This is a genomic window from Leptospira kanakyensis, from assembly GCF_004769235.1.
Taxonomy (GTDB): Bacteria; Spirochaetota; Leptospiria; order Leptospirales; family Leptospiraceae; genus Leptospira_A; species Leptospira_A kanakyensis.
In genome coordinates this window covers 602402-615379 of record NZ_RQFG01000005.1, presented here as the reverse complement: position 1 = coordinate 615379, position 12978 = coordinate 602402, and the positions used below count along the sequence as shown (strand labels likewise).

General features: G+C 38.8%; 11 protein-coding genes and 1 pseudogene. 3 read left to right on the top strand and 9 right to left on the bottom strand.

Translation table 11 applies throughout. The features are described from left to right. Positions 1-4 precede the first annotated feature (4 nt). Both thiD and EHQ16_RS03510 read right to left on the bottom strand, forming a co-directional pair. Positions 5-805 (bottom strand): bifunctional hydroxymethylpyrimidine kinase/phosphomethylpyrimidine kinase, encoded by an 801-nt coding sequence (gene thiD / locus EHQ16_RS03515; RefSeq protein WP_135636304.1) that lies wholly within the window; start codon positions 803-805, stop codon positions 5-7. 1 nt (position 806) lies between these two features. Then, complete coding sequence (locus EHQ16_RS03510) at positions 807-1145, bottom strand: MGMT family protein (protein ID WP_135636306.1); 339 nt, start codon at positions 1143-1145, stop codon at positions 807-809. A gap of 67 nt (positions 1146-1212) precedes the next feature. Here EHQ16_RS03510 and EHQ16_RS03505 point away from each other — a divergent pair, with 67 nt between their 5' ends. Genes EHQ16_RS03505 through EHQ16_RS03495 form a run of 3 tightly spaced genes read left to right on the top strand, consistent with a single transcriptional unit; the run spans position 1213 to position 3781 of the window. Beyond that, the gene (locus EHQ16_RS03505; RefSeq protein ID WP_135636308.1) at positions 1213-2091 is read left to right on the top strand and encodes a DUF455 family protein; all 879 of its coding nucleotides are present in this window, start codon (positions 1213-1215) and stop codon (positions 2089-2091) included. A gap of 21 nt (positions 2092-2112) precedes the next feature. After that, positions 2113-2514, top strand: a complete 402-nt coding sequence (locus EHQ16_RS03500; protein ID WP_135636310.1) for a hypothetical protein — start codon at positions 2113-2115, stop codon at positions 2512-2514. Positions 2515-2548: 34 nt separating this feature from the next. Next, on the top strand, positions 2549-3781 hold the full coding sequence (locus tag EHQ16_RS03495) for a porin (RefSeq protein ID WP_135636312.1): 1233 nt from the start codon (positions 2549-2551) through the stop codon (positions 3779-3781). 95 nt (positions 3782-3876) lie between these two features. Here EHQ16_RS03495 and EHQ16_RS03490 read toward each other — a convergent pair whose 3' ends face one another. From EHQ16_RS03490 to EHQ16_RS03460, 7 genes and pseudogenes are all read right to left on the bottom strand, one after another. Next, positions 3877-7185: an efflux RND transporter permease subunit gene (locus tag EHQ16_RS03490; RefSeq protein ID WP_135636314.1), complete on the bottom strand. Its 3309-nt coding sequence runs from the start codon at positions 7183-7185 to the stop codon at positions 3877-3879. Continuing rightward, complete coding sequence (locus EHQ16_RS03485; RefSeq protein ID WP_135636316.1) at positions 7178-7930, bottom strand: hypothetical protein; 753 nt, start codon at positions 7928-7930, stop codon at positions 7178-7180. The genes EHQ16_RS03490 and EHQ16_RS03485 overlap by 8 nt, the downstream gene beginning before the upstream one ends. A 1-nt stretch (position 7931) precedes the next feature. Next, positions 7932-8939, bottom strand: a complete 1008-nt coding sequence (locus EHQ16_RS03480) for an efflux RND transporter periplasmic adaptor subunit (protein ID WP_135636318.1) — start codon at positions 8937-8939, stop codon at positions 7932-7934. A 1-nt stretch (position 8940) separates the two neighbouring features. Continuing rightward, positions 8941-10185: pseudogene (locus tag EHQ16_RS03475) on the bottom strand (TolC family protein); the annotation flags it as partial. Positions 10186-10464: 279 nt separating this feature from the next. Next, positions 10465-10842, bottom strand: coding sequence for a hypothetical protein (locus tag EHQ16_RS03470; protein ID WP_135636321.1), 378 nt, complete (start codon positions 10840-10842; stop codon positions 10465-10467). Between the two features lie 262 nt (positions 10843-11104). Then, on the bottom strand, positions 11105-11434 hold the full coding sequence (locus EHQ16_RS03465; protein ID WP_135636323.1) for a hypothetical protein: 330 nt from the start codon (positions 11432-11434) through the stop codon (positions 11105-11107). Positions 11435-11556: 122 nt separating this feature from the next. Next, on the bottom strand, positions 11557-12969 hold the full coding sequence (locus tag EHQ16_RS03460; protein ID WP_135636325.1) for an FAD-binding oxidoreductase: 1413 nt from the start codon (positions 12967-12969) through the stop codon (positions 11557-11559). Positions 12970-12978: the final 9 nt, after the last annotated feature.

The following is a 12978-nucleotide window of genomic DNA, read 5'->3' as shown; positions in this document are numbered from 1 at the left end:
CTGATTAATTAGTTGGTTCTGGAAAATGATTCAAATGGGAAATTGAACCCGTTTGGATTTCATCTTCTAATGTTAAGTGGAGGTATTCTTTTGCCGAACCAACGGCTTCTGGCAGATTTTTTCCGTGCGCTAAAAAGGATGTGATGGCTGCGGAATAAGTACAACCCGTTCCATGTGTGTTTTTACCTTTCAAAAATGGTTTTGAATATAGATAGGAGGATTCTCCATCAAACAAAACATCTGTGGCTTCCGTAGCATTTGGAAGATGCCCCCCTTTTAAAAGAATCGGCACTTGATACTTTTGGAATAATTTTTCTGCCATAGGAACCAGTTGGTCATATTGGTGGATTTTTTCACCCAGGAGTAGTGACGCCTCATCTAAGTTAGGTGTGATGAGTTTTGCAAGTGGCAACAAATCTTTGATTAAAGAATCAATTGCGTCGTCTTTGAGTAATTTTGCTCCACTGGTTGCTACCATCACAGGATCCACTACCAGTTGGATGTCTGGGTTCTCATAAAAAAATTCAGCAACTACTTCGATGATTTTGGCAGAGTATAACATTCCGGTTTTTGCTGCTTTGACGGGGAAGTAACTTGAAACTGCTTTTAGTTGTGCGGATACAAAGTCTGGTGAAATTTCGGAGATACCAGTGACCCCATCAGGATTTTGAGCTGTCAAACAAGTGAAGGTTGTGGTTCCAAAAGTTGCGAGTGAGGAGAATGTTTTGAGATCGGCTTGCACCCCGGCCCCACCTCCGGAATCGGATCCAGCAACTGTTAAAGTAATGGGAAAATTTTTGATCATTTTATGGGAACCACCCGTACTTGTCAAAATTCAATGTATCATCGTTTAGATCAAAGGAAACACCTTCTGATTGTAGGATTTTTTTTTGAAGGTCGGCTCGTAAAATATCTCCGCGAAAGGAAATTTTCCCTTGGGCGTTGATGACTCTTTGCCAAGGGATCTTTTGTTCCATTTCTTTTTTCAGAGCGTTGAGAGCATAACCAACGGCCCTTGCTGCTCTTGGATTTCCTAGAAGTAAAGCGATATGTCCATAGGTGGTAACTTTACCTTTGGGGATTTTTTTTACGACCGCATACACGGAATCGTAAAAATTCGTACTTTTAGTTTTAGGACTCTTCATTGAATTTGGATTTATATTCTAATTTTTAATTTTTTTTTGTAAATCCCTTTTCAAAACCATCACCAGAATGAAAATTTCCCAATACGCAAAACATTTGTTACTCGCTCCTAATTTGGAAGATAAACTAATGCCTCCCAGTAGGCGTTGGGATGAGGAAACGGATTTTACACCCATACGGATTGAATCTCCCGGCCGTTCTTCTAATCTCTTGTTTTCGGATAAAAAAGTAAAAATCCCTCGTTTGGAACACCTAAATTTAATATCCAATCGTGGACTTAGCCTTCATCATTTTGCAAATCATGAACTTATGGCCATTGAGTTGTTTGCTTGGGCATTACTCGCTTTTCCATCTGCACCCAAATCAGTTCGAAACGGATTTCTAAAGACAATCGAAGAAGAACAAACACATTTAAAGTTATACTTAGATCGTATGAGAGAGTTCGGAGTTAATTTCGGCGACCTTCCATTGAATTATATTTTTTGGAAACAACTTGGACAGTTTGGTACTTTGGAATCTTTTGCTGCAGTGATGTCTGTTTCTTTTGAGGGTGCAAATTTAGATTATGCGCAAGTTTATGCACAAGTTTTTTCATACTTTGGTGACAACGTAACATCTGAAATCATGCTCACCATTTTTGAAGATGAAATCAAACATGTGAAAAGAGGTCTTCGTGCCTTCGAACATTCTGTCCCTGAGAATAAAAATCATTGGGAACATTACCTTTCTCTCATTCAATTTCCATTTACTCCTAGAAGAGCGAAGGGTTATTTATATTTACCAGAAACGAGAGCACTAGCGGGTATGAATCCTGAGTTCATTCGTTCTCTTGGAAGTTATGAAGATGAGTATACTGGTAGAGTCAACCTAGAATCTGTGAAAAAATTCGGACTGGGAGAGACCATCCTTCGTAAAAACAGACTTGATTCTCATTTGCCTAAGGTTTAGAGTTCCTAGCGGATGGTGATTATGAAATTGAGAATGGCATTGAGTTTGTTACTGTTTTTTTCTGCACTCGGAGTTGTACTGAATGCGGAAAAAAAAGCCAAAGCTAATACGGAAATGAATCTTCATGATTTTATGGAGGACTTTACCAAACCAGCAACGAAGTTGTATGATAAAAAAGACAATGCTGACTATCTCAATAAAATCTTAGAAAAGGTTCCCGACATGGCACCTGAAGATCAAAAAGCAGAGTGGAAAGAGATTGTAGATGCTAAGCTTTCTGTGGGAAAACCTGATGAAACTTGTAAGTCATGCCATACAAAATTTAAAAAAGAATACAAAGCTAAGTATAGAAAAAAGCTAATTGTGATCCCTGAAGAACTTCTTGGTTTTCCAAAAGAAATCAAAGAGTTACTAAAAAAATAAATGATTTATTCCGCTCTTTAGGGAGCGGAACTCCATGAAACAATTTTTGTATTTAAAACTTCTTTTTTGTATTTGTTCGTTGTTATTTTGTTTCTCGGTTTTATATGCTGAGGATACAAAACCTGTAACTACAGAAACTCCGACACCAACGGTACAACCACAACCACCGCATCCAAATCCACTTCCCGCCAGTTTAAAGTTTGGTGCTTTTGTTGATACTTACTACTCACACAATCGCAACCATCCAATTACGAAGGAACGTCAATTTACAACGCAAGCAGTTCGTAACGATGAATTTAACATCAACATGGGATTTGTAGATGCCAAGTGGCAAGAAGAGAAGGTGAGGGGTCGGATTGCTTTACAATTTGGAACTTCGGTAAACACAAATTATGCTCCTGAGGCGAACAAAGATATAAGTTCTAATCAAAATTCAGTGAAACATATCCAAGAAGCCTATGTTGGTATCAAAATCGCAAAAGATACTTGGATTGATGCTGGAATTTATTTTGGTCATATCGGACATGAATCTTGGATATCTTCAGACAATTGGAATTATACGAGAGCACTCGCACTTGATTACGTACCTTATTATTCTTCAGGAGCGAGGTTAACCACAAAAATAACAGATAAGTTCCAATTCCAATTCCATGTAATGAATGGTTGGCAAAACATCACCGACCAAAACAAAGATAAATCGCTAGGAACTCAGTTCAAATATTCGTTCACTCAAAATTTTACATTAATCGCAAATCAGTTTGCCGGAAATGAAGCTCCTGACTTTGAACGTAAACAAACAAGGTTTTATAATAATACAATTTTAGAATGGAAGGCATTGGACTGGTTGTCCTTTGCTGTGTCTGGAGATGTGGGAGCACAAAAAGCAAAAGAATCTTTTCAGTATGAACCTTGGTGGAAAGAAATAAATCCTGTTTTAGGAATTTATACAAATAGAGAATCCAATGTTTATAACCAATGGTATCATGGAACTTTTTGGACTAGCTTTCGTTATGAGGATTTGTATCGACTCAGTTTTCGTGTAGAAAGATTTTATGATCCAAAACAAGTGATGGCTACTACTTACACACGAAATGGATTTATGACTAACGGTTATACAATGACTTTTGATTTTTTAGAATGGAATCCTGGCCTCGTTCGTTTTGAGGTGGTGCAAAGAGAATCGATGGATCCAGTATTTGCCACGGATAATAATAAACAAACTCGTGTAGAAAGGTTGTTTATCGCAGCAGCATCGGTCAGGTATTAAAAAAAACTCCAAACCTTGTATTGGTTTGGAGTATAAGATAGGAGATATGTAAAATAAAGACTCTGATGAGTTTATTTTTTCTTCTTTGGGACCTTTTAAGTTTTCCTTTTTTTCTTTACCGGTTTCTTTTTATTCTTCGGTGATTTCTCTTCCTCATCATCTTCTTCCAGAGGTTCTTCGCTGAGTTCACTTACGAAGTCTAGAAATGGGATGTGTTTTTTGTGGCTCATCTCTTCGCGTTCAGCAGCATTAGGTTTTCTTTCGCCTACGACTACCAAGTAGAGAGATGGAAGGATGGTTAATACAAGGCACATAGCTGAAAAAAGTCCACCTACAATCACAGTTGCCAGCGGCCTTTGAACGTCAGATCCAACTCCTGTTCCCAAAGTGGCAGGGATGAGACCTAACAACGCAAGTAACATGGTCATTAACATTGGTCGCAACTGAATCACCGCTGCTTTTTTTACGGCAGCTTTCGTTGTGATGTCCGGTTCTTCAATCAATAGGTGGTTTGTTCTCGAAACGAATAACACTCCGGCCATTGTTGCAATTCCAAATAAAGAGATAAATCCAACACCACCAGAAACGTTGAAGTAATAACCTCTGAAAAGAAGTGCATAAATTCCTCCGAGTAATGAAAGAGGAATACACGCAAGTGCAACGTATACATACTTGAGGTTCCTATACAACATATAGAGAACACCGAAGATAATAAGAATCGTGATTGGGATAACAATAGCTAACTTTTTACCTACGCGAGCTAAGTTTTCGTATTGTCCACCAAATCGAATTTCATAACCATCTGGAAGTTTGATTTTTTTCTTCACACGTTTCTGAAGTTCCGATACAAACCCTCCTTGGTCACGGCCACGGATATTGGTTCTAACTGTCACTACACGACGACCTTCTTGCCTGAAAATCATAGTTGGTCCATCGATTACTTCTATATCAGCTAATTGTGATAATGGAATCCTTTCCCCTTTAGGTGAAATGATCGGCATATTTTCGATCGCTTGTTTGGATGCTCGGTAGTCTTTTGAAAATCGTACTACAATTCCAAACCTTGCTGGTGTTTTTGGTGGGATGTCAGAAGGTCCTTCATACAAAGTACTAACTCTTTGCATTCCAATGGCAGCTTCGATCATCTGTTGGATGTCAATGACATTGATTCCAAATCGAGCAGCTGCTTCTCTGTTGATGTTAATAGTGAGCTGTGGACTTTCTGCTTCTTGTTCAATCCCAAATTCACTGGCACCTTTCATTTCCTTAATTTCTTCTAGAACTTCATTTCCGATTCCACGCATAATTTTTAAATCGTTACCGGAAACAAAAACTGCTAAGTCAGCAATTGTACCCATAATGGCTTCTGATAAGTTGTCCATAATAGGTTGAGAAAAACTGACCCTTGCGCCAGGAAGTGTTGCTTCTAAATCATTTCTCATTCGAAAGAGTAGTTCTTGTTTGGTGATTTTTTCCTTCCATTGGTTATAATCTTTTAAACTAATTAGAACCTCTAGTCGGTTTGGTGGAAGTGGATCTGTTCCATCATCATTTCTACCTAATTGAGAAAGGACAACACTCACCTGTTCATTTTTATAAATGGTCTGCCTTATCTTTGGCATAAACTTCCTAGCTTCAGGAAGGGAAATACCCACTGGAAAAAAGATACGAATGTTAAATCCACCTTCATCCATTTCTGGAAGAAATTCGGTTCCTAGTGAAAACATACCGATAGCAAGAAAAACTGTTACAACACTGAATGTATATTTTACTGCTTTGCGTGATCTATCTACAATGAACTCTATGATTCGTTTGTAACGAACTTCAATCCAATCATAAAAGGGATTATGCCATTCGATAGGCCCTGGATTTTTTGACTCAAAATAAGTTTTGTAAATGATGGACATGAGTACAGGAATCACGGCCATCGCAAAAATTAAAGCTCCAAGGATTGCAAAGGAAATTGTAAAAGCCATTGGTTTAAACAACCGACCTTCAATCCTTTCAAAAGAGAAAATTGGGAGGTAAGCCAAGATAATGATTAAAATCGAAAATAGAATTTCTGTTCCTACTTCCGATGCAGCGTCTCTAGTAAAAGCGAGAATCCCATGTGCTTTTTCTTCTGGGCTTGCATCTCTGTAACGTCTCATGATATTTTCAACCATGATGACCGCACCATCCACAATGATTCCAAAGTCAATGGCACCTAGTGAAAGCAAACTTGCGGGAATTCCTGTAATGTTCATTAGTAGAAATGCAAACAACATCGCAAATGGAATTGTCGCAACCACTACGAGTGAAGCTCTAACACTTCCAATAAAGAAAATTAAAACTAAACTGACTACTACAACACCTTCGACTAACGTTTTACCAATCGTTCGGAGGGTGTAATTGACTAAGTCTGTTCTATCGTAAGTATTTCTAAGTTGGACGCCGTCTGGTAAGTAGTTTTCATTGATTTCTTTTACTTTTGCCCGAATTCGTTCACCCATTTCATTGGGATCACCCCATCGGCGCATCGCCACCAAACCTTGCACAGACGAATCTACATCGATGAGTCCCTCATCTTCGTTCTGAATGGTATAACCGAGAACACCGCTGGGAATTGGATGAGAAATTTCTACCGAACCTAAATCTCGAATAAAAACTGGAACTCCGTTAACTGTTTTTACTACGATATTTTCAATATGTTTCGGATCTCTGATGGCACCAAGAGAACGGATTGGAAAACCTTGTTCACCTTGTAGGAGTAAATTTCCACCGGTGTTTAAGTTGTTTTCTTGGATGGCTCTAATGACATCGCCAATGGTCAATTTATAACGAATTAACTTATCGGGTGAGGTAACCACATGGTATTGTTTTGGTAGTCCACCAAAGGTGACTACGTCTGCAATACCGGGAATCTGTAACATCTTCGGCATCACAATCCAATCTTGGATGGTTCGAAGTTCCATCGGTGTGTGGTTTTCAGTAGATTCCACTACATAACGATAAATTTCACCAACGGGTGAACTCATTGGTCCAAGTGCAGGATGAACATCTTCTGGAATGTCTGCATCAGCAACTCGTTCCATAAGTCGCATACGAGCAAAATAATCATCAGTCCCATCTTCGAATACGAATTGAAATACGACGAGACCGTTAATGGTTCTTGATCGTCTTACAGCTACCTTTGGAATTGCATTTAATACCCGTTCTATGGGAAGTGTAACACGTTCTTCCACTTCCACCGCTGCTTTACCAGGAAATTTTGCGATGAGACGAACTTGTGTGTCTGCAATGTCAGAATAGGCTTCTTTTCGTATATCGATCCATGCCCAAAGTCCAAAAAGTACGGCAACCGCTGCAGCTACTAGTGTTGTAATTCGATTTTTAAGTGCTTGTTCAATGAAATCTTTAATCATGATATTCCCTCGTATTGAAGAGGTAACCCATTTGTAATAACAACTGTGGGTTTTTGTAGTCGCCTTGTCCAACTCCACCGCCTACTTGCAAAAAGAAATTTCCAAGTAGAAAGTCGTATGTTAAACCGATGTAACGTTGGGAAAGATGGACTCTTTGTCTTTCCCTACTTTCGTATTCTAAGTAAGTACCTACATTGCTATCAATGGAGTTTACATATGACCTGATGAGAAGGTCTTCTTGTGAAGGATCTCTTCGGTTGTAACCAGGGATATTTAGGCCAGTAGGATAAGATGATTGACCGCCCCGACCCACTTCTGGTGCAAATGGATTTACCTCGAAATAACCACCAACAACGGAAATGCTGTGAGCAATGACTGGAGTTTTCCAAAAAGTGTATCCTAAATCCACTTGCCCGCCATACCAATGAGGACCCCAAGCACCACCTGATCCTCGTATAACGACGTCTTTAAAGTAATAACCTAAGTTAAAATTGATACTAGCCGGAGATCCAATGGAAGCGCCATAAACCCAGAAATTCGTTGATTTCGGAAGTTTTTTGGCATCTAAACTATCCGCTTTTAATTTTTCATCTTCACCAAACGCCGACTGATCGGACTTAGTTGGAGTCCATTCTGGTTTGATTTCATTTCCTTCCTTATCTTTCGGATAAGGAGAAGAAGGTTCTGCCTTGAGTCCAGATCCTAATATAGAAACTGTTATAAAAAATAGGATAAGTTTTTTCATATTAAAAACCAAAACTTAATCCTTTCAATAGAATGGAACCTTGGACGACTACTTTTTCTCCTGGTTCCAATCCTTGAATGATATTCACTCTTTCTTTAGTGGAAATACCTAATACGACTTCTCGCCTTTTGAAAGTTAAAGGTTTCTCTTCAACAAATACATAGTTTTTTCCTTCTACTGTGACAATGGCAGTGTAAGGGAGAACCACACTATCTCCACCAGTTTGTTCTGGGAATTTGACAACTCCAAACATCCCTGGTTTCAATCTATACTTTTCATTCACTACGATGATTCTCATTTTTGCAGTTCTTGTCAGTGGGTCTACGTTATCACCGATTGCTTCAGCAGTTCCTATAAACTCTTCGTCTGGGAAGGAAGCAAAAACTACTTTTACTTTTTTCCCTTTGCGTAAGGTAGAAATTTGTGATTCAGGAACATCTGTGATGATCCATGCTTTTAAGCTACCTGCGGTGCTAAGTTCGCTTGGATTTAAACCTTGGGCTCTGAGTTTTCCTTCAAATTCTGCAAGTTCTGCCGCATCGTTACCTGAATCTGTTTCTGATTCGACTAAGTCTTTCTCCGTTGCCACTCGGTGCACAAACATATCTTTGATTCGGTTTAAGTTCTTATTGGATCTATGAAGTTTGTTTTTTGCATGAACATATCCAACATAAAGATCGTTTAACTCTGCTGATTCGAAAAGAATGATACGAGCACCATTACTTACCGAAGGAGAAGTGGATGCAATGAGCCTTGCCGGTGCTTCTAAACTTACAAATTCTCCGCCACCGCCAATTGCAGTTGATTTTACGATGTCTAAACCAGGACTATTCGGTTTAAATTCGATACGAAGACCATTATCAAAAACTTCTGCTTTTTCAGGATGTTTATGAGCTGGTTTTGCCGGTTTGGAAAAAATCATAAATAGAACAGCGATGACTACAAGAGCCACTCCTGAAATTAGGAGGATTTTTGCCTTTTGGTTTAAAGATTTTAAGGTAATTAACATTTTATTCCTCAGTTTTAGGATTGGTTTGGTTTTCAGATTTTGGGATAAAGATACCTTTACCCACAGCGTAATTTACATTTTCAATGGCTTCCATTCGATCTGTTTGGAGTTTTAACATTTCAACAATACTTGAACGGTATGTTTCAAAGAAGTCTGCGAATTCTAAGATGGTTATGTATTTCTTTTCGTAGCTCATAATCATATCTAAAGATAAACTTCCATAATCTTTAATATAAGCATTACTAAATCTTTTATAAAGTGCATCTTTGATCCGTGCTGATTGGTAAGCTACGGCAACTTCGTTTTCAACTTCGAGGATGTTATTCTTTAACTCTTGTTTGCGGACAAGGATTGCTTTTTCCGCAGCTTGGATATTTCCTTGGTTTCTGTCAAAGAGTGGAACACTAAGTTGTGCAGTGACTCCCCAATAGTTTTGGAAAGCTGTTCCACCACGGTTATAAACTGGTCCAAAGGACAAATCAGGAATCGCATTTGCATATTGAAGTTCTAAATTGGCTTCTTCAAATCGTAATGATTGGAGTGCTTTTTTTAGGTCAGGTCGGTTTTCACGAGCAATCTCAACCAAATCTTCTAACTTGGCTTGATTAGGAACAATGGAATCTAAATGAGTTTCGTTCACCGTAGGATTAAATTCGACTCTTGCATCGCGATACAAATCATCATTCAAAAGAATCTTTAGATCTGCTTCTTTTTCATAAACTTTTATAGCAAGATCCTCTCTTTCCTTTTTTAAGAAAAACAAAAGGGCCTTTAATCTTAAATGTTCTGCTTGGAGGAGGGCTCGTCTTTTGTATGCAAGTTCAGACGAATCTACTGTTTTTTCAATTGAGGCAATACTTTGGTCATAAAATACAACTGCCTTTTTGTAAAAATATATAGTATAAAAGGTTCTTCTTAGTTTGGTAATGACCGCTCGAGTTAGATCATAGAACTCTTGTTCGGAGATCTTTGCATTGAGTTCTGCTACTTTGACACGTTTGTCAATTTTTCCCCCAAGCAAAAATACTTGTTGGATTTGGACTACCGATTGGCCTGATCTAGTTGTATCAAAATACCTTTGTGTTGGTTCTGCAAAAATACTTTGGTCAATGGCGATGTTCGGATTCGCATAGAGCCCTGCTTGTAAGATTCCGGCTTTTTTTACATCAATTTGAAAGCGAGCAGCAATGAGTAAAAGGTTGTTTTTCCATAACAAGGTTTCAGCAGATTCTAAGTCTATTTCCTTTGTATACCTTTGGTCGTCAGGATAAAGACTGGAGCCTAAGGAAGACCTTGGATTTTCATCCGATAGTTGCCTTTTGAGTGCTTCACTTGCTTGTGCAATTCTAGTTTCCCCCCATAGGTAGGAAGTCGAAAACACAAGAAAGAGGTAGATACCGATTCTGTTATAAAAACTCATAAATTACCAAACATACTAAAATTGAAAAAAGAAAACGTAGGTACAACTTGATCCTTACTAACGATAAGGACATACCTGTGTTACATCAGCTAACGCTGAAATAGATTAAACGAAGGAAATAGGAGGGGGAATATTTAAGAGAAGATAAGAAAGTAAATTCGGAACAAATTTTCCATCTGAAATTAAATCAACATAAGATATTAAAAGTGATTCCGAAAGAATGTCGGACTTACTTTCATTAAAAAAATCTAAAAAATCAGCTCTAGAACGACTTAAAGTAGCGGAATCATCAATCGCAGAAATGCGTGGATCATTGATTTCCGTGTTTTCAGGAGTTTCTAGCGAATCAGAATATGATTTTTTTATCTGGTGGAGATTTGATTCTAGATAATCGGAAACTGTGTCTGACGTACCATCCAACGGAAACCCAATGGTCACCGTTAAAAGGAATGCTATCAGCTTTGCAGACCAGTTTGCCTTCATATTGTCCACTCATTCATTTTGATCTAGGTACTCAATTCTAAAATACTTCTAATGCCTAGTGATTCTCACACATTGTTCATGTTGATGAATATATTCGAATGAGACGGAAGTTTTCTCAAAAAAAAGACTGCCCAGAGTCAGGAATTCCCTGGAGCAGTCGCTAAGAGTCTTTGGCAAATGAGAAACAAATTGTATAAAATGTTTAGAATATAAAAACATCCTGTGTCCCTCACGGGACACAGGTTTAAGAGATAGAGAGGAGTTAAACGGGTGGAGGTAAACTCAGGTAACGGGAGGCAAGAAGCCCAGAAATAAAAGAAGAATGGAGATTTTTGTTATGTGTTAGAGGAGAAGTCAGCAGTGATGCCTGACCTTTTCCACTCCATGTAAGTACATCTTCTAGATCTTTTGTACCAGAGGATTCTTCAGAAGAAGATTTGTTGATCGCAACAGTAAGGGAGCCAGTGAGTTGGCTCTTCCCTCCGACTCGGGTGGATTTTGCCCCGCGAGTGCGAATGAGTACGTTTTCTTCTGAAAGAAAGGCACTGCCCAAGGAGAGTGTGAGAAGAGATATCCCAAATATTTTGATCACTTTCCTGAACATAGTTACAGTATAGACGGACTCTGATTAAAATCTAGCATTTTTTTTCAACCCGTGCTTAGAAAATAGGCAAATCGACCAGATTGTTCCGGAAGATCTGCCTTTGCCCGGAATTAGAGCACTTTGCCAGGGTTGAGAATCCCTTTGGGGTCAAATGCCAATTTAATGGCCCGCATGGTGTCGATTTCTGACTCGGATCTGGAAAAACTCAAGTAATCCTTTTTCAAAAGCCCAATCCCGTGTTCTGCAGAGATGGATCCTTTGAACTTTTGGATGAGGGTGAACATTTCTGGATCTACTTGTTTGCACCTCGAAAAAAACTCAGCATCGGAAAGATCCTTTGGTTTAACAATATTTAGGTGGAGGTTCCCATCGCCGATATGGCCAAAAAGGGCAATATGAAATCCTTGGTATTTGTTTGTGAGTAGGGCCGTCATCTCATCTAGGAATGCTTCCATATTGCGAAGTGGAAGAGAGATATCATTTTTATGAACTGTATAGGCAAGAGACAGTGATTCAGAAATCCCTTCTCTATATTTCCAAAATGTTTCGTTTTGGCGTGAGTTCTGCGCAATGGAACCATCGGTGATGAGTTCTTTTTCTGTGATGGATTCTAAAATGGAATAAAGTTTTTCTTCGTCTGTTTCGCCACCCACTTCAAATTCCATAAGAACATAATATTTGCTAGGTGATTGGAATGGATCAGGAACTCCTAAGTGTTCTTTGACTTTGTCCAAACAATAATCTGTTAAAAACTCGAAAGCGAGTAGTGGTAAATCAAAGTTATGTGTTTCTCTGAAGATTTCTAAAATGTTTTTGTATTCGGGCACAGCGAGGAAAATAACACGGATGTCTTTAGGAGGTTTTGTAAGTTTGACAACTGCTTCTGTAATGATTCCGAGTGTCCCTTCCGAACCGATAAACAGGTGTTTGAGGTCATATCCAGTATTATTCTTTAAAATTTCTCCGTTAAATCGGTAAACTTCCCCTTTGCCGTTGACAACGGTGAGACCGAGAACCCAATCACGAACGAGTCCATAATGGACAACACGCACACCGCCGGCATTGGTAGCTATGTTTCCGCCGATATGGCTTGAGCCTGTGGCTGCAAAATCTACCGGAAAATAAAAACCACGTTCTTCGGCTTCTTTGTGCAGGTTTTTTGTGATCATGCCAGCTTGTACGTGTAAGGTGCCGAGAAAAGGATCAAAGTCAACTACTTGGTTCATTTTAGATAGAGAAATGACGATTTCCCCATTTTTAGCAACAGCGCCACCAGCATAACCGGTTCGTCCCCCAGAAGGAACTATGGCAATTTCGTTTTTATAAGCATAAGTAACAATGTTTGCGACATCTTCTGTGTTTTCTGGAAAAACTAAAACTTGGTAATTGGGTGGATAAACTTTGGTTCTGTCTGTTCCGTAAGAATTAAATAAGGCTTCGTCCATAGTTCCGTCATTTTTTAAAATGACTTTTTTATCACCAATGAGTTGGCTTAAATCAGTTTTTGTTTTTGTAAAATCCATTATTGTCCT